We start from the raw sequence: 21,971 nt of genomic DNA, 5'->3' as shown, positions 1-21,971 counted from the left end.
ATGCCCAGACGAAAAAAGCCCGCTGCCGGGAGGAGGTGGCAGCGGGCTCGATTTCGAATGTGGCGCGGGAGGAGGTGCACCCCATTCAGCGTCGGCATCGCATCTGGGAGGAGTAGATGGCCGACAACCAGAACCTACGAGTTGCCCAATGATTCGGCAACAATGAATTGTGCATAGCTGCTGTGCAGATTTGCCGTGCCAATTATCATACAAATATGGGAAACGCGGCTCTGCCCAGGCCACCCGGTCTCACTGGGCCGGCACATTTTCCCTGAAAATCAGTCGCGGCTCGATGAATTTGCGCGTCAGGTAGGGCGCCGACGATGCGATCGAGCCGAGCAGCTGGATGACCGACTGTTCCGCGATCAGCCTGGCGTTCTGGTCGATGACGACGTCGGCGAGGTCGTCGACGAGATAGCCGCGCGTTTCCCTGGTCAGGTCGTGGCAGATGAACACCGGCTTGCGGTTGGGCCTTGCTTCCCTGATCGCCTTGGCAATGCCGGAGCGCCCGGCGCCGACGCAATAGATGCCGAGCAGTTCCGGTTCGTTGCGCAACGCCTTCATGGTCTCCGCATAGCTGGCGTCAGGCTCGTCATTGATCTCGACGGCGCTGCTGACGGTGAGGTTGGGAAATTCCTCGCCAAGCACCGAGCGGAATCCCATCTCGCGCTCTTCATGGCCGCGATAGGAGCGCGAGCCGACCACCATCGCCAGCCGCCCCTCGCGGCCGCCGAGGAAGCGTCCCATCAAAAGCGCCGCCGTCCGTCCCGCCACGCGGTTGTCGATGCCGACATAGGCGGAGCGCGGCGCTGTCGGAATATCGGACACCAGCGTCACCAGGCGGATGCCGGCCTCGACCACGTCGCGCAGGATGTTGCGTGTCCTGGGATGATCGACGGCGATGACACCGACGCCATTGGCCCGCAGCGACAGTTTTTCGACCGCCGTCTGCAGGGCATTGGGCGAGATGCCGGCTAGATTGTGGATCCGGCAGGACGCCACAAGCGGCAGGCGTGAGGCGTAGTCCTCGATGTGCTTCGCCAGATCGTGCATGAAGGCGTTGGAGCCGATCGGCAGGAAGAATTCGAGGTTTGCGGGCTTCGAGGGCAGCGTTACCTGGTCGGCGACCGGCAGATAGCCGAGCTGCTTGGCGGCCTCCATGACACGTTGCCGGTTGGCCGCGCTCGCTCCGGGCCGATTGTTGAGCACCCTGTCGACCGTCGCGGTCGACAGCCCGCAATTCCTGGCGATGTCGGAGACGGTGGCCTTCATGCCGCGACCCTATGCGTCGATGCTCCCTCAGTGCCCCGGCTTGCCGTCGGCGAGGGCGTCGCGAATGTCCTTGTCCGACATGCCGGTGATGATGCGCTCGACTTCCGTCACGGTCGTCGTCTTCGGATCGATGTCGTCGGCGACCACCTTACCCCTGCGCATGACGACGATGCGGTCGACCACCTGGAAGACATGGTGGATGTTGTGCGCGATGAAGATGCAGGAATGGCCGGAATCACGCGCGTTGCGCACGAAGCTCAGCACCCCTTGCGTTTCGGCGACGCCGAGATTGTTGGTCGGCTCGTCGAGGATGATCAGGTCGCTGTCGAAATGCATGGCGCGCGCGATCGCCACCGCCTGGCGCTCGCCGCCGGAGAGCGAGCCGATCGGCGTCGTCGGCGGGATGTTCTTGGAAATGCCGACCTGCTTGAGCAGGTCGCGGGCGACCGTGTTCATCGCCTCCTGGTCCATGCGGTTGAGGAAGCGCGGCGGCTTGATCGGCTCACGTCCCAGGAACAGGTTGCGCGCGATCGACAATTGCGTGACCAGGGCGGAGTCCTGGTAGATGGTCTCGATGCCATGGGCGATGGCGTCGCTAGTGCTGCGCAAGGTGACCTTCTTGCCGCGGATGAAGATGTCGCCGCTGGTCAGCGGCACGGCGCCGGAGAGGACCTTGATCAACGTCGATTTGCCGGCGCCATTGTCGCCCAGCAGGCCGACGATCTCCCGCTCGTTGACATGGAAATTGGCATCCACCAGCGCCTGTACGCGGCCATAGGACTTGCGGATGTTGTGCATGCGGATCAATGGCTCGGCCATGGTTCAAGTCCCCGCCTGGTGCCGGCGTTCCAGCCATGAATGCAACGCCATCATGCCAAGGATGATGGCGCCGATGAAGATGTTGTAGGCAAGCCCGGGCACGCCGATCAGCACGATGCCGTTGCGCATCACGCGCAGGATCAGGATGCCGAGCACGGTGCCGATGATGGTGCCGCGCCCGCCGGTCAGCGCCGTGCCGCCGATCACCACCATGGCGATCACCTCGAGCTCGTAACCGGTGCCGCTGTTGGGGTTGGCGGCGGACGTGCGCAGCGAGGAGATGACGCCGGCAAGCGAGGCCATGACCGACGACAGGACGAACAGGCCGACCTTGACGCGGTTGACGTTGACACCGCGGGCGCGCGCCGCGTTGGGATTGCCGCCGGCCGCCTGGATCCAGTTGCCGGTCCGGCTTTGCGTCAGGACATAGCCGAGCGCGATCGCCGCGGCGATGAACCAGAACAGTGACATGTAGATGCGGAAGGGCCCGATGAAGAAGTCGCCGACCAGCGCCTCCGCCAGCCAGCTGCCCTCGGCGCTCCAGGTGCGCTGCGGAAATCCGTCGGTGATGAAAAGCGCACTGCCGCGCACCACCAACAGCATGCCGAGCGTCACCAGGAAGGAAGGGATCTTGAGCTGCGTGACGAACCAGCCATTGACCAGGCCGATCAAGGCCGCAACCAGCAGCGCGACGACGAAGCCCATTTCCAGCGAGGTGACGCCGGCATTGAACAGCGTCCACATCAGCACCGGCGAGAAGCCGAACAGGGACCCAACCGAAAGGTCGAATTCGCCCGACGTCATCAGCAGCGTCATCGCCAGCGCGATCAGGCCGAGTTCGACGGTGAAGGCCAGCGTGTTGGAGATGTTCTGCGGCGACAGGAAGTCGTGGTTGAAACCCCAGAAAACGGCGATCTCGGCGATGAGCAGCACGAAGGGTCCGAATTCCGGCCGCGCGATCAGGCGTTGGATGGGCGAATGATTTTCCACTGGGAACCCGCGACATGGTTGGAGCGGGCCGCACTCTCCACCGCATCGGGCGGACATGTCGCGGCGCAGGGAGATGTCTGGCGCCACGCCAAAATGCGCGGCGCCAGGGATCGCGGATTACTTGCCGGACAGGATCTTGTCGTAGACCGCCGCGGTGTCCTTCTCGTAGAGCGCGCCGGTGATGACGTTGAAGCCCGGAGGAATGCCGCTGGCCGCCATGTTGGCGAGCGACAACGCGACATAGCTGGTCGCCTGCGGATCCTGCCACTGGCCGGCATTGACATAGCCGTTCAGCACTTCCTGGGTGGTGTCGAGCGAGTTGCCCCAGCCGACGACCGGGATTTCGCCCGGCTTGACGCCGACCTGGTCGAAGACACGCTTGATCGAACCGGTGACGAGGTCGCCGAGGCCGATGATGGCGTTGACCTTGCCCTTGTGGGCGGTGAGGTAGTCGACCATGCGGTTGATCACCTCGGCCTGGTCGAGCGTCGCCTCGGTCACTTCATAGGTGATGCCGAGCGGTCCAAAGACGCTCTTGATGCCTTCCTCTTCCTGCACGCCGTAGGTGGCGCCGGGGATTTCGACCGGCATCCAGACGAAATCGCCCTTCTTCACCAGGCCCTTGTCGACCAGATACTGCGCCCAGTGCTTGCCGAAGGTGACGTTGTCGCCGCCGACATAGGCGTTGAAATTGGCCTTGGGATCGGGCGTGTTGAAGTTGATGATCGGGATGTTGGCCGCGCGCGCTTCCTTGACGATCTCGACAAGGCTGCCCGGATCGGGGCTGGTGGTGACGATGCCGTCGGCCTTGGCGGAGAGGGCGGCGCGAACCGCTTCCTGCTGCGAGGCGACGTCGCCATTGTGGAACGAGGTGTTGACGGTGTTGCCGGTGTCCTTGGCCCATTGCTTGGCGCCGGCAAGGAAGTAGGTCCAGACCGGGTCGGCCGGCCCGCCATGTGAGATCCAGTAGAACGTCTTGGCCTGCGCGGCTGCCGGAATGACGGTCAGCGCGATAAGCAGGCCGTAGAGCACAAGTCTCAGTCTTGTCAGCATTTGATTTCCTCCCGGTTGAAGATGATCCGTCCCTTGTTCCGGCTTCGGCCGGACCCGCGTCTTTTGCCAGCGCCGCTCGGAGCCTCAAGAGCATCCCCTTTTTCGACGAATGGCAAGCCTCCATCTGCAGATGTAGTTGGCGCCTGACGCGACGCCATCAACGACCCCATCAGATCGCATCAGTTGGGATGATTTTTCCCGGGCGGTCGGATGATTGTCGCCGAGGCTCAGCCCGGCGGACTGTCCCGATCATGTTTGGGCGGTCACCTGGGGCGAAAGCCCCCGAAGAACCGCTTAGAGCAGGTGCGATCCCTATGCTTTCGGCAGTTAGCTGGGCAGCATGGGGCAGTTGGCGCCACGGCGCAGGCTGATATGCGCCACGTCGCCCGCGCTGAACTGAACGCCCTCGGCCTGGCGCGGCGCGTCGATGACGACGGGCATGCCTTGCCCCAATTCGGCATGCAGGCGCAACGTGCGGCCATGGAAGACGATGCTGTTGACCCGCGCCGGCGCCGTGCCGGGCGCGGCCTCGGCGGCCGCCAGCAGATCCTCGGGGCGCACGCCTATGGTGCGGACCTCGCCCTCCTGGGGCTGATCGGCGGTGTCGGGAACAGCTTCCAGCGGCAGGGCGCCGGCGGTGAACCTCAGGCGCTCGCCATCGCGGCCGACAAAGCGCGACTGCAGCAGGTTCATGGTGCCGATGAAACTTGCCACGAACTTCGTCGCGGGCCGGTCGTAAAGCGTCGCCGGCGGCGCGATCTGCTCGATGCCGCCCTTGTTCATGACAACGATGCGGTCGGAGATCGACAGCGCCTCGGTCTGGTCGTGGGTGACCATGACGAAGGTGGTGCCAAGCCGCGACTGCAGCCGCTTCAGTTCGACCTGCATCTGTTCGCGCAGATGCGCGTCGAGCGCCGACAGCGGCTCGTCGAGCAAGAGCACGCGCGGCTCGCAGACGATGGCACGCGCAAGCGCGACGCGCTGGCGCTGGCCGCCCGACAATTCGGAGACGCGGGCGCGCAGCTTGTCGGCAAGGCCGACCATGTCGAGAGCCTCGGCGACGCGCCTTGCCTGTTCGCCGCCGGTCAGCTTGCGCAGCGACAGGCCGAAGCCGACATTTTCGGCAACGTTCATATGGGGAAACAGGGCATAGTCCTGGAACACGGTGTTGACCGGCCGGTCGAATGGCCGGAGCGCGGTGATGTCGCGGCCGTCGAGCAGCACCTCGCCGCTCGACGGGCTTTCAAAGCCGGCGATGACGCGCAGGCTGGTGGTCTTGCCGCAACCGGACGGGCCCAGAAGGGTCAGGAATTCGCCGCCGACGATGTCGAGATCGACGGCATCGAGCCCGACGATGCCGCCCGGAAATACTTTCGACACCGCCCGCAGCCGCACGAGGGGATCAAGCGCCATCGCGAACCTCGGAGGGTTTGGTCGTGTTGACCCAGAGGATCTGGCACTGCTCCGCGCCGGGATTGCGGAAGGCGTGCAAAAGCGTGCTCTTGAAGGCAAAACTGTCGCCGCTCTTCAATCCGTATTTTGTCGAATCCACCACCAGTTCGACCTCGCCCGAAAGCACGAAGCCGAACTCGTGGCCGGCATGCGCATAGGCTTCCGCCGTACCGCCGCCAGCCTCGACCGTCACCAGCATGCCTGTCAGCGTGGCGCCGGGCGGCGACAGCAGCGCCTTGGCGATGCCTTCCGACTTGACCGGGATCGACCGCCGCTTGTCGGCGCGCACGCAATAGAGATCGTTGACAGCGTCATTGCCGTCGGCGATCAGCGCCGACGGCTCGATGTCGAGGGCAGCCGCCAGCGGCCAGATCACCTTGACGCGCAGCGAGGACATGCCGCGCTCGATCTGACTAAGCGCGCCGATCGATATGCCGGCTTTTGCCGAGAGATCGGCCAGCGACAGACGGCGCTCCAGCCTGAGCGCCCGCACGCGCCGGCCGACGCGAATGTCGGCGTCGTCCTTGGGTTTTTCGGCGGCTTCGTCGAGCATGTCCATGTGCAAGTCCTCGTTGCGATATTTGCGGCTCGGGCCTGACTGAAGTCAGCTGCAAAATCGGGCCGAACCTTGCCGCGACGTCAGCGCTGCCCCTCACTTGCCTGCCGGCATCCTCTCCCCGCATAGTGACGGGGCGAGGGGCACTGTGTCCCTCGTTTCGCCAATCGCCAACGCCGCAAGAAGCGAGCCGACATTGCGGCCAGCCACTTCTCCCCGTCCTATACGGGGAGAAGTGCCCGGCAGGGCGATGAGGGGCGGCGCCGACTTCCGCAATTAACCCGACTCTGTCTCAGCTTACCCGCCAGCCTTCACCTTCTCGAACATCTTCGCCATATCGTCATTCTGTTTCATCGGGCCGGTGAAGATCGTGCTTTTCAGCATCACCTCCGGGTCGGAGGGCAGTTGCAGCTTTTCCAACTCGTCCTTCGGCACGCCGGCGAAAGCGGTCGAGAGCGAGCTGCCATAGCCATAGGACTGGATCAGGTATTTGCCGGAGTCGGCATCCAGCCGGCTGTTGATGAAGTCGTAGGCGAGATCGACATTCTTGGCGTCCTTCAGCATGACGAAGCCGCAGGCCCAGGTCAGCATGCCCTCCTTCGGCTTCATGAACTCGACCGGCACGCCCTGCTTCTTCAGCGACGTGGCCGATGCGTTCCAGGTCATGGCGGCGACCAGCTGGCCGCTGGCCAGCGCCTGCTCGACCGAGGTCATGTCGGTGGTGTAGCTCGACAGCAGCGGGCGTTGCTCGCGCAGTTTCGCCGCCACCTTGTCCATCTGCTCGGCCGTCATGTCGAACGGGTTCACGCCGGCCAGAAGCGCGGCGACGATCGGCGTGTCGTGCACCGCGTCGATGGTCGCCATGCGGCCGGCATATTGCTTGTCCCACAGGAGGTTCCAACTGGTTTCCGGGTTCTTCACCAGATCGGTGCGGTAGAGGATCGAGGTGTTGCCCCAGTCCCACGGCACCATCCAGACCTTGCCGTCGCCGGCCTGCAGATCTGGCAGGTTCTTGAACACCGGGAAGATCGAATCCCAGTTCTTGATGCGCTTGGTGTCGATCGGCTGCAGCAGGCCTTCCTTGTTCCAGCGCGCCACCTTGTCATAGCAGGGATGGGCGATATCAGGCCGGAAGCCAGCCTTGACCTTGGTGAAGGCATCGTCGTCGTCACCGAAGATCGAAGCCTCGACGCCATCGGGGTGCGCGGCAAGGAAGCTCTTGTTGAAATCGGGCAGTTCGTAGCCCGACCAGGTGAAGTATTGCAGCTTCTCGGCGGCGAGCGCCACGGTCGACGACAGTGCGAGCGCTAGGGCCGCGAGGCCGGCCCTGGCCTTGTGTCCGGTTAGCGATTTCAGGTGGAATGCCATTTTCGTTCTCCTCTCTGTGTGTTTTGGTTCAGGCTGGATTGCGTCGCGTGGCGCCAAGCCCGCGATGGCGCAGGATCTCGGCGGTGCCGGCGATGATGAAGGAAACTGCCAGGATCGCCGTCCCCAAGGCCATGACGGTCGGCAGCGAGCGGGGGAAGCGCAGCTGGCTCCATATGTAGAGCGGCAGTGTCGGCTCGGTGCCCGCGAGGAAGAAGACGACGATGAACTCGTCGAACGAAATCAGGAAGGCGAGCATGAAGGCCGACAGCACGGCAGGCAGGCTGAGCGGCAGCATGACGCGCCGGAACGTCGTCCAGTCGGAAGCGCCAAGGTCGAGCGCCGCCTCGCGAACGGTCTCCGGGATGGCGGCGAAACGGCTGCGCATGACGACAACGGTGGTCGGCAGCGCGACCAGTATATGGCCGAGCACGATGGCGACACGCGATGGCCCGAGGCCGACGAGGTTGACCAGGATCAGCAGCGATATGCCGACGATGACGCCGGGAATGAGGATCGGCAGCCGTGCGATGGCGCTGATCGTGGCGGCAAGCGGCGAGCGGCCATAGAGATCCATGTAGGACACGGTGATGCCGCACAGCGTGGCGCCCGAGGCCGCGATGGCGCCGATGACGAGACTGTTGACGAGCGCACCCGACAGTGCCGGATTGCCATGGAGCGTGGCATACCATTGCAGCGTGAAGCCCTGCAGGGGAAACGCGGCCTGGATGGAATCGTTGAAGGAAAACAGCGGGATCAGCAGCACCGGCAGATAGAGGAAGACCAGATAGGCAAGCACATAGAGGCCGAGCCAGCGGCCATCCCGTTTCATGCTGGCGCACCCTGCGTTCATGTGCGGCTGCCAAACCGGCGGTCGGCGCCGCGCGCGACCAGCACCACGAGCAGGATCACCAGCATGACGCAGACCGAAAGCGCGGCGCCGAACGGCCAGTCATTGGCCTTGCCGAACTGCGACTGGATCAGCGAGCCGATCATGGTGCTGGCCGGGCCGCCGACCATGGCCGGCGTGACATAGTCGCCGACCGTCGGCACGAAGACGACGAGGGCAGCGGCCAGCACCCCTGGCATCGAATTCGGCAATACGACGCGGCGGAACGCGGTAAAGGGTTTTGCGCCGAGATCGGAAGCGGCCTCGAGCAGGGATTTCGGGATCGTGTCCAGCGCCACGTAGATCGGCAGGATGGCGAACGGCGCATAGGCATGGGCGAGCGTGACGACAACTGCGGCCGGTGTTGAGGAAGGCCAGCGTCGGCTCGGACCAGATGCCGCTTTCGATCAGCGCCGAATTCAAGACACCGTTATAGGCGAGCACGATCTTCCAGGCGAAGACGCGCAGGAGATAGCTGGTCCAGAACGGCAGCGTCACCAGGAACAGCAGCAAACCGCGCCGGCGGCCGGCGTGAAAGGCCAGGTAGTAAGCGACGGGATAGGCGGTGACGACGGTGGCCAGCGTCACCAGGCCAGCAATGACCAGCGAGCGCAATGTCACCGTCCAGTAGAGCGGATCGGTGGCCACGGTGAGGAAGTTTTCGCCGGTCAGCCCGACGCCGAGCAGCGAGCCGTCATTGCCGCGGAAAGCGAGAAACAGCACGAGGCCAAGCGCGAACAGGACCAGCAGGAAGGTGACCAGCGCGCCGGGCAGCAACATGGCAGCCCGGAAACCCGATGAAGACCGGGCCTCTGGCGTTCGGGCTGAAATGATGGCCGACATGACCTGCCTGAAAATTTGAAATCCAGTTAGATTTTTTCATATTCGTGAAACTGTCAAGCCAATTTATGTTTGACGGCGAGGCGGCGACCGAAGCGCGGCACCAAGCTCTGGACCACTATCGATGGGATAGACCTTTGACCGAAATCCGGTGAAAGTGCCGCGCCGATCCGGCAAGCCGCATTTTTTCGATGATCAGAGGACCGCTGCCATGACCAATCCGACGCTTCTGCCCACCGAGGGCCTGTTTGTCGGCCGCGCCAGGAGTGGCGATGTCTCTCATCCCGTGGTGGTCACGGTGCGCGACGGCACTGTCTTCGACATCACGTCGAGCGCTGCGCCGACCGTGCGTGACGTCTGCGAATTGGCCGATCCGGCCGGCCATGTGCGCTCGGCCAAGGGTACGCCGATCGGTTCGATCGACGACATCGCGGCCAACAGTTTCGAAGCCACGCGCGACAGCGCAAAACCCTCTCTCCTTTCCCCGGTCGACCTGCAGGCGATCAAGGCATCGGGCGTCACCTTCGTCGTCAGCCTGCTCGAACGGGTGATCGAGGAACAGGCGCGCGGCTCGGCGGAAAAAGCCGACGCCATCCGCGCCGACATTGCCGGCCTGATCGGCCATGACCTGTCCAAGCTCAAGCCCGGTTCGCCCGAGGCGATGGAGATCAAGGCCAAGCTGATTTCGCGCGGCGCCTGGTCGCAATATCTGGAAGTGGGCATCGGACCGGATGCCGAAATCTTCACCAAGTGCCAGCCGATGGCCTCGGTCGGCTTCGGCGCCGATGTCGGCCTGCATCCGGTGTCGACCTGGAACAATCCGGAGCCGGAGATCGCCATGATCGCCGCCTCGAGCGGCCGGATCGTCGGCGCCACCATCGGCAACGACGTCAATCTGCGCGATGTCGAAGGGCGTTCGGCGCTGCTGCTCGGCAAGGCCAAGGACAACAATGCCTCGGCCTCGCTTGGCCCTTTCATCCGGCTGTTCGACGACACGTTCTCCATCACCGACGTGAAGCAGGCCGTCGTGCGCCTCAAGGTCGAGGGCGAGGATGGGTTTTCACTGGAGGGGGCGAGCTCGATGGCCGAGATCAGCCGCTCGCCGGAGGAACTGGTTGCCGCCGCCATGGGGCCGCATCACCAGTATCCGGACGGGCTGGCTCTCTATCTCGGCACGATGTTCGTGCCGTCGAAGGATCGCGGCGAAAAGGGCCAGGGGTTTACGCACAAGGTCGGCGACATCGTCACCATCTCGTCGGAGAAATTCGGCGCGCTGGTCAACCGCGTGCGGCTGTCGCCTGACTGCCCCCACTGGACTTACGGCGCCAGCCATCTGATGCGCGACCTCGCCAAAGCCGGCCTATTTTCTGCTTGATTTGTTCCCGTTATGTTCTATACTTCTCGACCGGATGCAACTTGCCCGATCGAGAGTAGTGATGAGTAGGCAACCTGCGTTGGAACCGCCAAGAACGGCCAGATGTTTTACCGATGGGATTAGTCCGAGCGACATTTTGACGACCGGATATTCTTCGCCATACTGGCCGAGAGCGCTATCGCCGGCCCCCTGGCGTGCAAGGCTGTCGCCCTCGAGCGGGAGCTGGGGTTGCAAGGCTGGCTTGTTCCGGAAGACCACATCCATATCTCGCTCGTCGGTCTCGGCGATCATGACGGGTTTCCGCAAAATTAGTAGAATCGCCGGCCGACGCGCCGCGCCAGGCCGAGGGCGTTCAGTTCAGCGCGGGCGATGTGGCGCATATCAGCCTGCGCCGTGGCGCCAACTGCCCCATGCTGCCGAGCTAATTTCTTCCAAACTCGCAAAGTTGCTGGAGGGCTGCGAACGACCAGGCCTTGATCGATATGTGGACCGAGGGACCACGGGCTTAAGTGTGAATTGACTCCGCAAGGAACATATTCCTAGTCTGTCCGATGCCCGAATTAAGCACCCGACCGCGCCGAAATGTGCAAACCCTACGCTTGGCGCACGATGTCGGGCAGCTAATTCGCGTTCGATGCAGGAATTGCAACATCACTCGACACTATCTGCCCGGCGATCTCGCAAAGCTGGTCGGTGACATACCTTTTTGGGACGTGGAACGGCATATGCGGTGCGAGCGCTGCAAAGGTCGCGAGCTTGACGCGGGCATTGTCCTGCCGAGTGCCGCTGAACGCTTGAAGATTCGCGTCAGGCGCCTCGTCGAAATCCGCATGGTTCGCCGTGTGATCTGGCGAGACGACGATTGAAGGAAGCCTAGAAAAGGGATCCTTGAACTGGCGTCTGCTTTGGGAACTTGATCTGCGTTGCAGGTTTATCCACGATCACCAGAGCGTCATCGGGTGCTGTTCGCTGCAAATGCCGTGCCTCCGACCAAGGTGCGGTCAGCCAAGCTTCGGTCTCTTCCGGCGTGGTCAGGATTACCGGCATGGCCTTCCCATGAATTGGCGCGATGAGGGCGTTGGGCTTGGTCGTCATGAAGGCGAACAGTTCGAAGTCGCCAGGACCATCCTTGACCTTTCGCACACCTAGCCAGCGGGTCCAGAAACCGGCAAAAAAGAACAGCGGCCGGCTTTGATCGCGGGCAAACCAGTAATTGCGCTGGATGCCGGTTTCCGGGTCTTTGTCGTTAGGTGCGGGGCTGGGCTCGGCAAAGCTTGTCACCGGCACGACGCACCTGTTCTCGACACCAACAAACTGTTGCCAGTGCGAATATTGAGGATTGCGTACGTTGGTCGTGCCGTAGTCTGCCTTGCCCTTCATGCGCTCAGGCGGCGTTGGTAGTCCCCAAAGCAGCTTCGCCAGTTCACGCTCCCCAGCCACAGTGTTGCGAACAACCACGCCTGGTTGATTGGGATAGGTATCGATGGAAGGTTCAAGGTTGCCGCTGGTATCGCGCATTGCGCGCGTCCATTGTCGGATCGCCTCTTGCGTGGTCGTGATGTTGTAGAGGTTGCACATACGCTAACATTGCGGAATTGGCTTGCGTCTGCAACCGAGGTCGGCGCCAGCGCTCCCTCAATCGTCGTCACACGGCCACGCTATATCTATCGTCCTGACACGCCTTGTCAGCTGTCATCAGGGCAAAGCTGGCGGACCGGCAAGCGCTTCCCTACTTCGAGTGCGTCTGAACAGGAGGAACACATGCCAATCGCGGAAATTGCCAAGGATTTCACCGAGCTGCTCCAGCAGGGCGATCACGCCGGTGCTGGCGAGAAGTACAACGCCGACGATATCGTCAGCTACGAAGCCATGGAAGGACCAATGGCCGTGGCCCATGGCAAAGAGGCTCTCAAGCAAAAGGGCCAATGGTGGCAAGAAAACCACGAAGTCCACGGTGGCTCGGTCGAGGGCCCTTATGTCAACGGCGACCAGTTCGCCGTGCGCTTCAAGTTCGACGTAACGCCCAAGGCCACCGGCGAGCGGGTCACCATGGATGAAGTCGGCCTGTACACGGTCAAGAACGGCAAGATCACGGAAGAGCGTTTTTACTATTGATCTGGCGAATCTCACCGGCCGGGAGCCTGCTCTTTGGGCTCCATGTCGGCAAACCAAGCATGATGGCCGGGGCCATACCCGGCCATCATGCGGCGGCTCAAATCGTCTTCACATATTGCGCAAGCTGATCGGCCACCGTGCCCCAGCCATCCAAGAAACCCATCTCTTCATGGCTGTCGCGGGTCGCCTCGTCGCGATGGATGGCGGTGGCCGTGTAGCGCGTGCCCTTGCCGTCCGGATGCAGCGAAATGACCGCGGTGATGAAAGGCTCGCCCGAGGGCCGATAGCCGGGCAATAGCGCATCGGTCCACACCAGCCGCTCGTTCGGCACGATCTCCAGATAGCAGCAATGGCGGTCGTTGACCTCCTTGCCGTCGGGCGACTGCATGCGTGTCCGGAACAGCCCGCCCGGCCTCAGATCGATCTCGCAGTCGGTGATCAACCAGGGCTTCGGCGTGAACCATTGCTTGACATGCTCCGGTGTCGTCCAGGCTTTCCACAGCAATTCGCGCGGCGCATCGATGATGCGCTCCAGCATCAGGTCCAGTCTGGGATCCGGCTTGAACGGATAGCTCATTTTTCCTGCTCCTTGAGGGTCATCACATAGGCGTCGAACTGGTCGAGGCGGCGCTCCCACAGCGTGCGCTGTTCGGCCAGCCAGCTTTCGGCAAGTTTCAACGGTTCAGGCGCAAGCTCGTAAGTCCTGACCCTGCCGGTCTTTTGCGACCGAACCAGCCCGCAGCCTTCGAGTATCTTGAGGTGGTCGATGAAGGAGGGCAGGGCCATCTCGAAAGGCTGCGCCAGTTCGCTGACCGAGGCGGGGCCCCTGTTCAGTCGCTCGACCACGCGCCGCCGGGTCGGGTCGGCGAGCGCGCGAAAAATGCCGTCGATCGGCGGGGGGCTTGGACTTGCGCTCTGGAGGCTCGTCATCGATCGGTCCTGGGTCGTCGGCAAAAGTGATTAACGATACTTAGGTAAATTCCTTAGTATTGGCAAGCGCAAATTTCGCGAGCTGCTGGCAAAGCGGCAAGGGCGGTTCTAGGTTGCGAGACGGATTCGACTGTCAGCCAAGGGAAGCACGTCTTGACGATCACCATGTACGGCATCACCAATTGCGACACGATCAAGAAGGCGCGCGTCTGGCTGGAGAGCCGTGACGTGCCCTATCGTTTCCATGACTATCGGACCGAAGGGATCGAGGCGGGCAAGCTGAATGGCTGGGTCGGCGAGGTCGGCTGGGAAAAGCTGCTCAACAAAGGCAGCACGACGTTTCGTGAACTGCCGGAGGCGGACAGGCAAGGCCTCGACGAGAACAAGGCCAAGGCCCTGATGCTGGCCAAGCCAACGATGATCAAGCGTCCGGTGCTGGAGGTTGGGGACCAGATACTCGTTGGGTTCAAGCCGGATGTTTATGAGGGAGCAGTGGGGAAGTAGGGAACCCCTTTACTTCGTCATCCTATGGCGAAGCAAGGAGCGAAGCGACGCGGCGCAGACCATAGGATCCATGCCGTGACTTACGAACGTTGCAACGGTGCGGGTTATTGCTCCGCTGCACCCTCCACGGAGGCCGCGGCACGGATCCTCGGGTCAGCCCGAGGGATGACGAACGCGTAGTGGTCGATCGCTAATTGAGAATGCTTTCGCCTGCGGCCCTTGAAGCAGTTCACCGTTCTTCAGCCTTTTCCGCGCAAATACCCCGCCAGCGCCACGGCATTGTTATGCGCCTCGTCGTGCGCGCCGTAGAGCAGCGTTACCTTGCCTTCGCCGTGCAGAGCGCGCAGTCGCGCCACCGCCGCTTCATTCCCATCCAGCTCGGCCCGATACCGCTCCTGAAACTCCGCCCAGCGTTCCGGCTCGTGCCCGAACCATTTGCGCAGTTCGTCGCTCGGCGCGATCTCCTTCAGCCACAGCGTCAACCCGGCATCCTTCTTGGCGACGCCACGCGGCCATATCCGATCCACCAGCACCCGCTGTCCATCGGCCTTGTCAGGTGCTTCGTAGACGCGCTTGACCGCGATATCGAAGGCCATCACACCTCCGCCGTCTAGTGCCCCTGGGCCCACTCGCCCTTGCGCATCACCGGCACGCGGCTGCCATCCTTGTTGACGCCGTCAATGTCGATCTTGTCCGACCCGATCATCCAGTCGATGTGGATGAAGCTCTTGTTGCCGCCGCGCTGGGCGATCTCGTCCTGGCTGAGCGAAGCGCCGTCGACGAAGCACTTCGAATAGCACTGGCCGAGCGCGATGTGGCAGGCGGCGTTCTCGTCGAACAGCGTGTTGAAGAACAACAGGCCGCTGGCCGAGATCGGCGAGGAATGCGGCACCAGCGCTACCTCGCCGAGGCGACGCGCGCCTTCGTCGGTGTCGAGCACTTTCGTCAGCACGTCCTCGCCCTTCGAGGCCTTGGCCTCGACGATGCGCCCGCCTTCGAAGCGCACCGAGATGTCGTCGATCAGCGTGCCCTGGTAGGACAGCGGCTTGGTCGAGGAGACATGGCCCTCGACGCGCCTCGCATGCGGCGTGGTGAAGACCTCCTCGGTCGGGATGTTGGGATTGCAGGTGATGCCGTTCTTGGCGGTCGAGGCGCCGCCCATCCATTCATGGCCATCCGCCAGTCCGACCGTCAGATCGGTGCCGGGTCCGGTAAAGTGCAGCGCATGGAAATTGTGGCCATTCAGCCATTCGGTGCGGCCGCGCAATGCCGCATTGTGCGCCGTCCAGTTGCCGATCGGGTCCTCCACATCCACACGCGAGGCGGCGAAAATGGCGTCGGCGAGTTTCGCCACCGCAACGTCGTCGGCATCGCCTGGGAAAACCTGCCTGGCCCAGGCCAGATCCGGATAGGCGACTATGTTCCAGTTGATGTCGAAGCCGGTGATTTTTTCCAGCGCCGGCTGGTAGGCCATCGAATTGGCCTTGTTGGCGCGCGCCACCTTCGCCGGGTCCTGCGCCGACAACAGCGAGGGATCCTCGCCGCGCACGGCAAGCCGCGCCGCATTGTTGGAGAAGGCTTTCGCCATGCCTTCGTAGAGCCAGCCGGCGGCGTGGTCGAAACCGGCGTCGGCGCCGAAGCGGTAGCGCGCCAGCGTCATCTCGTCATCGTTGAAGATCGGCGTCACCAGCCCGGCGCCGGCCTTGTAGGCGTGTTCGACGATCCGCCTGGTCAGCGGCAGCGCCGCGATCGACGAGGTCAGCACCAGATCCTGCCCGGGCTGCAATTGCAGCCCGACCTTGATGGCGACTTCCGCCAGCCTGTCGAGCTTCACCGGGTCGATCGTTGCGGAAACGCCGCGCGAATGTGTGGTCATGATCCTGCCTGTCGTCGTGGGATGTCTGATTGAACATAGACCGGTGCCGCGGTGCTTTCCACCGTGATCGCGCCGCCGGGATCGGCGGCCGCCGATCCGAACTGCGCCATCGTCGCCGCGATCTCTTCACGGATCCAGATCTTGAAGTCCCGCACCTTGCTGCTTTCGGCCTTGGTGGCGGACGTCACCAGCCAGTAGCCGAGCCCGCTCTGGGCGCGGATGCCGAACGGCGCCACCAGCCGCCCGTCGGCCAGCGCGTCGGCTGCCAGCAATTGCCATCCCAGCATCACGCCATGGCCGGCGATCGCCGATTCCAGGCACAGCATCGGGTCGGTGAAGCGCGCGCCTTTCAGGAAGGTGACGGGTTGAACGCCGGCGGCCACGAACCAGCTCTCCCAGTTGATCATCGCCCGTTCGTCGGTGATGGCGCAGGTCTGCGCGAGGTCTCCGATCGACTTCAGTTTTCGTGCGATGCCAGGCGCGCAGACCGGGAAGACTTCCTGCGCCAGAAGCAGCTCCGCCTTCCCGCCCGGCCATTTGCCGTCGCCAAGCCGGATGGCGATGTCGATGTCGGAATGATCGAGATTGGCCAGCCGCACCGAGGCGTCGATGCGCAACAGCACGTTGGGATGGCGGTCGAAATGCCGCGAAAGTCTGGGCAACAACCATTTCGAGGCAAAGGCCGGGGCTGCCGAAACCACCAATGTGCATTGCGTCGCCTCGTCGGCCAATGCCACGGCCTGCGCAAGCTCGCGAAAGCCAGCGCCAAGGCGGGCCGCGAACACGGCGCCGAATTCGGTCAGGATGAGACCGCTCGTCGTACGCTCGAACAGGGCCTGGCCGAGCTGCTTTTCGGTGCGGCTGATCTGCTGGCTGACGGCGCTGACGGAAACGTTGAGTTCGCTGGCGGCGGTCGCGAGCGAGCCGAGGCGGGCGACGGTTTCCACGGCGCGCAGGCCGTTGAGATGAACGCGGTTGAGCATGGCCATTTGAGATTTTCTAAACCCATCCGACCGAAATCTCAATTGAAAGACACGCCGAAACGGCGGACTTTATCGACGGGAGCCAGACCCGCGGAGCCAGAAATGCTGAGGATGCTGTCGTCGCTGAAGGTCCTGTTCGCCGCCGCTTCGTCACATGAAACGCGCTGCGACACCGATACGCTGAGTTGGCTGACCGACCCGCTCGCGCATCCCGCGCTTGACGCGATGTCGGAGCGGGAGCTCGGCGATGTCCCGTTCCGGCTGACGGCGCGCCGGACAATGCATGAGACCGTTTCGCTGAACGCCGGTTTCGGCGGGCGCTGCTGAACCGCGATCCGGTACTGGCCCAACATAAGGCGGATTGTTTCATCTGCCAGCACATTTATTGTGCACTGCAATGACATCGGCCCCATCGACAGCGCTTCGCTACGCCTTCGCCGGCATGATCGCCATGGCCGTCGCCATGGGCATCGGCCGCTTCGTCTACACGCCGATCCTGCCCGGCATGATGGAGGAACTGCATCTGTCGCCGGCCGATGCCGGCTGGATCGCCTCAGCCAACTATCTCGGCTACCTCGTCGGCGCGTTGGTCGCGGCGGGCAACTGGGCGCATGGACGCGAGCGTTCGCTGATGCTGGCCGCCCTCGGCGCCAACGCCGTGCTGGCCGTCCTGATGGGGCTGACCGACGCCATGGCCGCCTTTCTCGCCATCCGTTTTCTCGCCGGCCTGGCGAGCGCCTTCGTCATGGTGTTCATGGCCAGCATCGTTTTCAGCCACATCGCGGCCGCCGGGCGCGGCGACCTGCAGGCCTGGCATTTCGGCGGCGTCGGTCTCGGCATCGCGATATCGGCGGCGATGATGGCGGTGCTGGTCACCGAGCATGCCGGCTGGGCGCAGGGCTGGCTGTGGTCGGGTGCGATTTCGGCTTGCGGCTTCGTCGCCGTCGCACTGCTGGCAAATGAGGGTCCGCTTACCGATGGCGAAGCCCTCCGTGAACCGGCGCTGCCGAAAGACCGGTCGCTGATCAAGGTGATCGTCGCCTATGGGCTTTTCGGTTTCGGCTATGTGGTGACGGCGACCTTCCTCGTCGCCATCGTCCGCCAGGGCGGCGGCAGCCGTGTCTTCGAGGCGGTGGTGTGGATGGTTGCCGGCCTTGCCGGTTTCCCTTCGGTCTGGTTGTGGCAGAAGATAGCGGAGCGGATCGGGCTCTATGCCACCTATGCCTTGGGATGTTTCGTCGAAGTTGTCGGCGTGACCGCGAGCGTGGCCGCCGGCGGGCGCACGGGACCACTGCTTGGCGGCGTACTTCTCGGCGGCACCTTCATTGCCATCACGGCGCTTGGCCTGCAGGCGGCCCGACAGCAGGCGCCAGCGTCACCCCGGCGCATCTTTGCCCTGATGACCGCCTCCTTCGGTCTTGGCCAGATCATCGGCCCGATCGCGGCCGGGTTGCTGGCCCAGGCGTCGGGCGATTTCTTCCTCGCCTCCATCGTCGCCGCGGCCGTGCTGGTCGTCTCCGGCGTCGTCACATGGTCGGCCGCGCCAAAATCGCCATGATTTGTGGTCTTGCTCTGCACCCGGCGTCGGGCAGGGCATTTTCTTTCCTCCTAATGTGTGACCTTATGCCCGCCGAACCACCTGATTTGCACATAGATCGAGGAATTCGCCACAGTGTTCGTATCCTTCTTCCCGCAGCCGAAGCTCTTCTTCTCTTCGGCCGCCATCTGGAGCCTTGCGGCGATCCTGTTCTGGTTTTTCGGTGGCGAGCAATTGGGGAGCCTCATAGGCCTGCCGCCGGCAGCCGCGGGGGCGCCGCCCATCATCGGCATCGCCGTTCTCGTGTCGAAACCGTTCCTCTGGTTCTACATCTATTTCGCGCTCTGCGTGGCGATCTTCTACGCGTTCTGGAGCTGGTATTCGCCGCATCCATGGCAGCGCTGGTCGATCCTGATGACGGCGGTCATCCTGTTTTTCATCTATTTCAACGTGCAGGTCAGCGTCGCCGTCAATGCCTGGTATGGCCCGTTCTTTGACTATGTGCAGGGCTTGATGTCGGGGACCGGAAAGTCGACGAACGCGGAGTTCTACACCGGATTGGCCGACTTCTCCTGGCTGGCTCTGGTCGGCATGAACGTGCAGGTGGTCAATGCCTTCATCGTCAGCCATTGGATCTTCCGCTGGCGCACGGCGATGAACAATTACTTCATCGAGAACTGGGGCAGGCTGCGCCACATCGAGGGCGCCTCGCAGCGTATCCAGGAGGACACGATGCGGTTCTCGCAGATCATGGAGGATCTCGGCTCCAGCTTCGTCCAGTCGATCATGACGCTGATCGCCTTCCTGCCGGTCATGATCCAGTTGCAGGCGCATATCAGCGAGTTGCCGATCATCGGCGCGATCCCGCAGCCATTGGTGGTTGCCGCGCTCGCCTGGTGTCTGTTCGGCACGATCTCTGTCATGATCGCGGGCCTGAAACTCCCGGGGCTGCAGTTCCGCAACCAGCGCGTCGAAGCCGCCTACCGCAAGGAACTGGTCTATGGCGAGGACCATGCGGACAGGGCGCAACCCGCCACCACCGCCGAGCTGTTCGCCAACGTCCGGCACAATTATTTCCGGCTCTATTTCCACTACATCTATTTCAATGTCGTCCGGTACACCTACCTGCAGGCCGACAACATTTTCTCGCTGTTGATTCTCGGACCGTCGCTGGTTGCGCACAAGATTACGTTTGGCGCGTTGAACCAGATCTCGAACGCCTTCGGCAAGGTGACGGGTTCGCTGCAGTTCCTGCTCACCTCATGGTCGACCATCGTCGAATTGCAGTCGGTGCACAAACGCCTGCGCGCCTTCGAGGCGACGCTGCTGGGCGAGCCTCTGCCGGAAATCGACCAGCGCTATCTGGCAAGGCAGGGCGCGGAAGATCCGGCTTAGGAAGTCCACGTTTTCATGGGGTCCAGGTTGGCGGCTCAGCCGCCAACCGTCGCTTGCTTCTGGCTGCTGTCCCGCCGCGAAACATAATCGCGAAAACTGATGCATTCGACATCGGCCTTGACGCAGACCTCGCCGGCAAAGCGTTCCAGCGCGTTCCAGTAGGCGCCGTCATTCATCAGCGTGAAGTGGAAGCCGAGTTCCAGCGGAACGCGCTTGCCCTGATATTGCGCGTCGAAGGCGGCGCGGAACGCCTGGTAGGTCCGGTCGGCGAACTCGCCGGCCTTGCTCGGCCGCTCGAAGCCGCCGGAATGGCGGACATAGAGATTGTAATCCATGGCGATCACCGGCCGCGATTTCGGCCCTTCCGGAATCTGCGGCAGGGAGAATCTGGTGATGCCGTCGACGGTCTGCGGCAGGGCAGGACCCTTTGAGACGCCGCTGGCGTCGAACTGGTAGCCGGCCGCCGGCAGCGCCTCGTAAAGCGCCTTGCCTGTCGACAGATACGGCGCCCGGAAACCGACCACCGCATGCCGCGCGAAATCGCGCCAGCCTTCGGGTTCGGGCGCAATGCCGTTGATGGCGTAGGCGTTTTCGAGAATGTGCTCGAAGGAGCCGAACTCTTTCAGCCAGTCGGCCTTGCTCCAGCCCTTGCCGTCGAAATGACCGCAGGCATGGCTGGCGATGTCGTGGCCTTCGGATGCGGCAAGCCCGATCTGCTCGAGCCGGTCCGCCACCTCCTGTCTGGATGCGGCAAAGCCGATGTTGGATTTGCCCGCTGTCTTGCCAGGTGCGGTGTATTGGCCGCGTGTCTCGGGCGACAGCAGGAAGACACAGGACAGAAAATAGGTGAAATGCGCCCCGGTGCGCTGGGCCAGCGCTCGGCTGCGCTTCCACTGCGGGATGTCGCGCGCGCTGTCGAAGGAGATGATGACGACCTGTTTCGGCCTTGCCGGTGCTGGTGGCGCGGGCGGATCGGCCAGGGCCGCGCCGGCGGTGGCGAGCGAGGCAAGCGAGAACGCGACAACGCGGGACAAACAAGGCATCGGCAAATTTACAGGCTCCGGGTGGTGAGCAAGCCGGCTATCGCGCAAATGTGGCACGGGTGCGATTGGGGTTTTCGTGGGTTTGTCCAGGGGGACAAGCATCCGTTTGCCCCAGGAACAAACTTCCGTTTGCCCCGGGGACAAACATCCGTTTGCCCCAGGAATAGCCGATTTTCCGGTTGAACCCCTTCCATGCCGACAAAATTTCGCTAAAACGCGGGCTCATGAACCGCCCCGGCCCGGGGCAGGAATGGTTTTGATTGATGTCCGACGACAGTTTTATCCGCGAAGTCAATGACGAGATCCGCCGCGAGCAGGCGCAGAAGCTGTGGGACCGTTTCGGCCCGGCCTTGATTGTCATCGCAGCCCTGGTGGTGCTCGGCACCGCCGCCTTCGTCGGCTATCGCTATTGGGACGAGACGCGCGCCAACCGCTCCGGCGATGCCTTCTCCCAGGCGCTGAAGCTTGCCAATGACGGCAAGAACGATGAAGCGCTGGCCGCGCTCGATCAGCTGGAAAAGGATGGCTACGGCGCCTATCCGCTGCTCGCCCGCATGCGCGCCGCGACGGTGAAGGCCAACAAGGGGGACGTCGATGCCGCCGTCAAGGATTTCGACGATGTCGCCGCCGACACCGCCATTCCCCAGGGCCTGCGCGACATGGCGCGGCTGAGGGCGGGGCTGCTGCTCGTCGATCACGGCTCCTTCGCCGACGTGTCGAGCCGCGTCGAGGCGCTGACCTCGGACACCAACACGCTGCGCCACACCGCGCGCGAGGCGCTCGGCCTTGCCGCCTGGAAGGAAGGCAAGACCCAGGACGCGCTGAAGCTGTTCGACCAGATCGCTTCCGATGATGGCGCGCCGCGCAACACGCGCGAGCGGGCGACCTTGATGTCCGAACTGATCCGCGGGTCGGGCAGTGCGTCGTGACCCCTTACCCAAAGCGCGCAGCGGTTTGGGACCACGACATGCACGGAA

The 21,971-nt window shown here is 63.2% G+C and carries 23 protein-coding genes and 1 pseudogene; 7 read left to right on the top strand and 17 right to left on the bottom strand.

Going from position 1 to position 21,971, the window contains the following annotated elements:
* Positions 1-249: 249 nt before the first annotated feature.
* From LB569_RS16525 to LB569_RS16485, 9 genes and pseudogenes are all read right to left on the bottom strand, one after another.
* Positions 250-1,272 (bottom strand): LacI family DNA-binding transcriptional regulator, encoded by a 1,023-nt coding sequence (locus LB569_RS16525; protein WP_224693219.1) that lies wholly within the window; start codon positions 1,270-1,272, stop codon positions 250-252.
* 27 nt (positions 1,273-1,299) lie between these two features.
* Entirely contained in the window at positions 1,300-2,091 is a 792-nt protein-coding gene (locus tag LB569_RS16520; RefSeq protein ID WP_140705707.1) for an ATP-binding cassette domain-containing protein, read from the bottom strand.
* A gap of 3 nt (positions 2,092-2,094) precedes the next feature.
* Positions 2,095-3,081 carry an ABC transporter permease gene (locus tag LB569_RS16515; protein ID WP_224693218.1) on the bottom strand — a complete coding sequence of 329 codons (987 nt, stop codon included), beginning with the start codon at positions 3,079-3,081 and terminating at the stop codon, positions 2,095-2,097.
* Positions 3,082-3,198: 117 nt separating this feature from the next.
* Positions 3,199-4,134 (bottom strand): substrate-binding domain-containing protein, encoded by a 936-nt coding sequence (locus LB569_RS16510; protein ID WP_140705709.1) that lies wholly within the window; start codon positions 4,132-4,134, stop codon positions 3,199-3,201.
* Positions 4,135-4,461: 327 nt separating this feature from the next.
* The gene (locus LB569_RS16505; RefSeq protein WP_140705710.1) at positions 4,462-5,547 is read right to left on the bottom strand and encodes an ABC transporter ATP-binding protein; all 1,086 of its coding nucleotides are present in this window, start codon (positions 5,545-5,547) and stop codon (positions 4,462-4,464) included.
* Positions 5,537-6,145, bottom strand: coding sequence for a cupin domain-containing protein (locus tag LB569_RS16500; RefSeq protein ID WP_224693217.1), 609 nt, complete (start codon positions 6,143-6,145; stop codon positions 5,537-5,539). The genes LB569_RS16505 and LB569_RS16500 overlap by 11 nt, the downstream gene beginning before the upstream one ends.
* Before the next feature lie 294 nt (positions 6,146-6,439).
* Positions 6,440-7,510, bottom strand: a complete 1,071-nt coding sequence (locus LB569_RS16495) for an ABC transporter substrate-binding protein (RefSeq protein ID WP_224693216.1) — start codon at positions 7,508-7,510, stop codon at positions 6,440-6,442.
* 28 nt (positions 7,511-7,538) lie between these two features.
* On the bottom strand, positions 7,539-8,339 hold the full coding sequence (locus LB569_RS16490) for an ABC transporter permease (protein WP_224693215.1): 801 nt from the start codon (positions 8,337-8,339) through the stop codon (positions 7,539-7,541).
* A gap of 17 nt (positions 8,340-8,356) precedes the next feature.
* Positions 8,357-9,239, bottom strand: a pseudogene (locus LB569_RS16485) (ABC transporter permease).
* Between the two features lie 208 nt (positions 9,240-9,447).
* Here LB569_RS16485 and LB569_RS16480 point away from each other — a divergent pair.
* Positions 9,448-10,611 (top strand): fumarylacetoacetate hydrolase family protein, encoded by a 1,164-nt coding sequence (locus tag LB569_RS16480; protein WP_224693214.1) that lies wholly within the window; start codon positions 9,448-9,450, stop codon positions 10,609-10,611.
* On the opposite strand, the gene LB569_RS16475 is transcribed toward LB569_RS16480, so the two are convergent.
* Positions 10,597-10,902 (bottom strand): hypothetical protein, encoded by a 306-nt coding sequence (locus tag LB569_RS16475; RefSeq protein WP_224693213.1) that lies wholly within the window; start codon positions 10,900-10,902, stop codon positions 10,597-10,599. The genes LB569_RS16480 and LB569_RS16475 overlap by 15 nt on opposite strands.
* A gap of 582 nt (positions 10,903-11,484) precedes the next feature.
* The gene (locus LB569_RS16470) at positions 11,485-12,189 is read right to left on the bottom strand and encodes an SOS response-associated peptidase (protein WP_224693212.1); all 705 of its coding nucleotides are present in this window, start codon (positions 12,187-12,189) and stop codon (positions 11,485-11,487) included.
* 183 nt (positions 12,190-12,372) lie between these two features.
* Here LB569_RS16470 and LB569_RS16465 point away from each other — a divergent pair, with 183 nt between their 5' ends.
* Positions 12,373-12,726, top strand: a complete 354-nt coding sequence (locus LB569_RS16465; protein ID WP_224538046.1) for a nuclear transport factor 2 family protein — start codon at positions 12,373-12,375, stop codon at positions 12,724-12,726.
* A 97-nt stretch (positions 12,727-12,823) separates the two neighbouring features.
* Here the strand turns inward: LB569_RS16465 and LB569_RS16460 are convergent, their stop codons facing one another.
* Both LB569_RS16460 and LB569_RS16455 read right to left on the bottom strand, forming a co-directional pair.
* Positions 12,824-13,303, bottom strand: coding sequence for an SRPBCC family protein (locus tag LB569_RS16460; protein WP_224693211.1), 480 nt, complete (start codon positions 13,301-13,303; stop codon positions 12,824-12,826).
* The gene (locus tag LB569_RS16455) at positions 13,300-13,656 is read right to left on the bottom strand and encodes an ArsR/SmtB family transcription factor (protein WP_224693210.1); all 357 of its coding nucleotides are present in this window, start codon (positions 13,654-13,656) and stop codon (positions 13,300-13,302) included. Before LB569_RS16455 ends, LB569_RS16460 begins: the two co-directional genes overlap by 4 nt.
* A gap of 153 nt (positions 13,657-13,809) precedes the next feature.
* On the opposite strand from LB569_RS16455, the gene LB569_RS16450 reads away from it, so the two are divergent.
* On the top strand, positions 13,810-14,160 hold the full coding sequence (locus tag LB569_RS16450; RefSeq protein ID WP_224693209.1) for an ArsC family reductase: 351 nt from the start codon (positions 13,810-13,812) through the stop codon (positions 14,158-14,160).
* Between the two features lie 239 nt (positions 14,161-14,399).
* Here LB569_RS16450 and LB569_RS16445 read toward each other — a convergent pair whose 3' ends face one another.
* Genes LB569_RS16445 through LB569_RS16435 form a run of 3 tightly spaced genes read right to left on the bottom strand, consistent with a single transcriptional unit; the run spans position 14,400 to position 17,025 of the window.
* Complete coding sequence (locus tag LB569_RS16445; protein WP_224693208.1) at positions 14,400-14,756, bottom strand: DUF488 domain-containing protein; 357 nt, start codon at positions 14,754-14,756, stop codon at positions 14,400-14,402.
* 14 nt (positions 14,757-14,770) lie between these two features.
* Positions 14,771-16,036 carry an aminopeptidase gene (locus tag LB569_RS16440; protein ID WP_224693207.1) on the bottom strand — a complete coding sequence of 422 codons (1,266 nt, stop codon included), beginning with the start codon at positions 16,034-16,036 and terminating at the stop codon, positions 14,771-14,773.
* Positions 16,033-17,025: a LysR substrate-binding domain-containing protein gene (locus LB569_RS16435; protein WP_224693206.1), complete on the bottom strand. Its 993-nt coding sequence runs from the start codon at positions 17,023-17,025 to the stop codon at positions 16,033-16,035. Before LB569_RS16435 ends, LB569_RS16440 begins: the two co-directional genes overlap by 4 nt.
* A gap of 96 nt (positions 17,026-17,121) precedes the next feature.
* Here LB569_RS16435 and LB569_RS16430 point away from each other — a divergent pair, with 96 nt between their 5' ends.
* The 3 genes from LB569_RS16430 to sbmA all read left to right on the top strand — a co-directional run bounded on the left by LB569_RS16430 (position 17,122) and on the right by sbmA (position 19,951).
* On the top strand, positions 17,122-17,346 hold the full coding sequence (locus tag LB569_RS16430) for a hypothetical protein (protein ID WP_224693205.1): 225 nt from the start codon (positions 17,122-17,124) through the stop codon (positions 17,344-17,346).
* A gap of 70 nt (positions 17,347-17,416) precedes the next feature.
* Entirely contained in the window at positions 17,417-18,577 is a 1,161-nt protein-coding gene (locus LB569_RS16425) for a YbfB/YjiJ family MFS transporter (protein ID WP_224693204.1), read from the top strand.
* 114 nt (positions 18,578-18,691) lie between these two features.
* On the top strand, positions 18,692-19,951 hold the full coding sequence (gene sbmA / locus LB569_RS16420) for a peptide antibiotic transporter SbmA (protein WP_224538024.1): 1,260 nt from the start codon (positions 18,692-18,694) through the stop codon (positions 19,949-19,951).
* 35 nt (positions 19,952-19,986) lie between these two features.
* On the opposite strand, the gene LB569_RS16415 is transcribed toward sbmA, so the two are convergent.
* Positions 19,987-20,994 (bottom strand): polysaccharide deacetylase family protein, encoded by a 1,008-nt coding sequence (locus LB569_RS16415; protein WP_224693203.1) that lies wholly within the window; start codon positions 20,992-20,994, stop codon positions 19,987-19,989.
* Positions 20,995-21,257: 263 nt separating this feature from the next.
* Between LB569_RS16415 and LB569_RS16410 the strand changes: the two genes are divergently transcribed.
* The gene (locus LB569_RS16410; RefSeq protein ID WP_140705731.1) at positions 21,258-21,923 is read left to right on the top strand and encodes a tetratricopeptide repeat protein; all 666 of its coding nucleotides are present in this window, start codon (positions 21,258-21,260) and stop codon (positions 21,921-21,923) included.
* Positions 21,924-21,971: the final 48 nt, after the last annotated feature.

It is taken from the genome of Mesorhizobium sp. BH1-1-4, from assembly GCF_020165665.1.
GTDB lineage: Bacteria > Pseudomonadota > Alphaproteobacteria > Rhizobiales > Rhizobiaceae > Mesorhizobium.
Note: the sequence above shows the minus strand (reverse complement) of the source record. Positions and strands in the feature narration are given on the sequence as shown.

What these genes read in the sequence shown, in the direction of transcription:
- LB569_RS16495 (WP_224693216.1), bottom strand. Translation starts at nt 7,510, where the DNA reads ATGGCATTCCACCTGAAATCGCTAACCGGACACAAGGCCAGGGCCGGC.
- LB569_RS16475 (WP_224693213.1), bottom strand. Translation starts at nt 10,902, where the DNA reads ATGATCGCCGAGACCGACGAGCGAGATATGGATGTGGTCTTCCGGAAC.
- LB569_RS16425 (WP_224693204.1), top strand. Translation starts at nt 17,417, where the DNA reads ATGACATCGGCCCCATCGACAGCGCTTCGCTACGCCTTCGCCGGCATG.
- LB569_RS16410 (WP_140705731.1), top strand. Translation starts at nt 21,258, where the DNA reads ATGTCCGACGACAGTTTTATCCGCGAAGTCAATGACGAGATCCGCCGC.
- LB569_RS16490 (WP_224693215.1), bottom strand. Translation starts at nt 8,339, where the DNA reads ATGAAACGGGATGGCCGCTGGCTCGGCCTCTATGTGCTTGCCTATCTG.
- LB569_RS16480 (WP_224693214.1), top strand. Translation starts at nt 9,448, where the DNA reads ATGACCAATCCGACGCTTCTGCCCACCGAGGGCCTGTTTGTCGGCCGC.
- LB569_RS16430 (WP_224693205.1), top strand. Translation starts at nt 17,122, where the DNA reads ATGCTGAGGATGCTGTCGTCGCTGAAGGTCCTGTTCGCCGCCGCTTCG.
- LB569_RS16505 (WP_140705710.1), bottom strand. Translation starts at nt 5,547, where the DNA reads ATGGCGCTTGATCCCCTCGTGCGGCTGCGGGCGGTGTCGAAAGTATTT.
- LB569_RS16440 (WP_224693207.1), bottom strand. Translation starts at nt 16,036, where the DNA reads ATGACCACACATTCGCGCGGCGTTTCCGCAACGATCGACCCGGTGAAG.
- LB569_RS16520 (WP_140705707.1), bottom strand. Translation starts at nt 2,091, where the DNA reads ATGGCCGAGCCATTGATCCGCATGCACAACATCCGCAAGTCCTATGGC.
- LB569_RS16510 (WP_140705709.1), bottom strand. Translation starts at nt 4,134, where the DNA reads ATGCTGACAAGACTGAGACTTGTGCTCTACGGCCTGCTTATCGCGCTG.
- LB569_RS16455 (WP_224693210.1), bottom strand. Translation starts at nt 13,656, where the DNA reads ATGACGAGCCTCCAGAGCGCAAGTCCAAGCCCCCCGCCGATCGACGGC.
- LB569_RS16465 (WP_224538046.1), top strand. Translation starts at nt 12,373, where the DNA reads ATGCCAATCGCGGAAATTGCCAAGGATTTCACCGAGCTGCTCCAGCAG.
- LB569_RS16435 (WP_224693206.1), bottom strand. Translation starts at nt 17,025, where the DNA reads ATGGCCATGCTCAACCGCGTTCATCTCAACGGCCTGCGCGCCGTGGAA.
- LB569_RS16525 (WP_224693219.1), bottom strand. Translation starts at nt 1,272, where the DNA reads ATGAAGGCCACCGTCTCCGACATCGCCAGGAATTGCGGGCTGTCGACC.
- LB569_RS16470 (WP_224693212.1), bottom strand. Translation starts at nt 12,189, where the DNA reads ATGTGCAACCTCTACAACATCACGACCACGCAAGAGGCGATCCGACAA.
- LB569_RS16460 (WP_224693211.1), bottom strand. Translation starts at nt 13,303, where the DNA reads ATGAGCTATCCGTTCAAGCCGGATCCCAGACTGGACCTGATGCTGGAG.
- LB569_RS16415 (WP_224693203.1), bottom strand. Translation starts at nt 20,994, where the DNA reads ATGCCTTGTTTGTCCCGCGTTGTCGCGTTCTCGCTTGCCTCGCTCGCC.
- LB569_RS16500 (WP_224693217.1), bottom strand. Translation starts at nt 6,145, where the DNA reads ATGGACATGCTCGACGAAGCCGCCGAAAAACCCAAGGACGACGCCGAC.
- LB569_RS16445 (WP_224693208.1), bottom strand. Translation starts at nt 14,756, where the DNA reads ATGGCCTTCGATATCGCGGTCAAGCGCGTCTACGAAGCACCTGACAAG.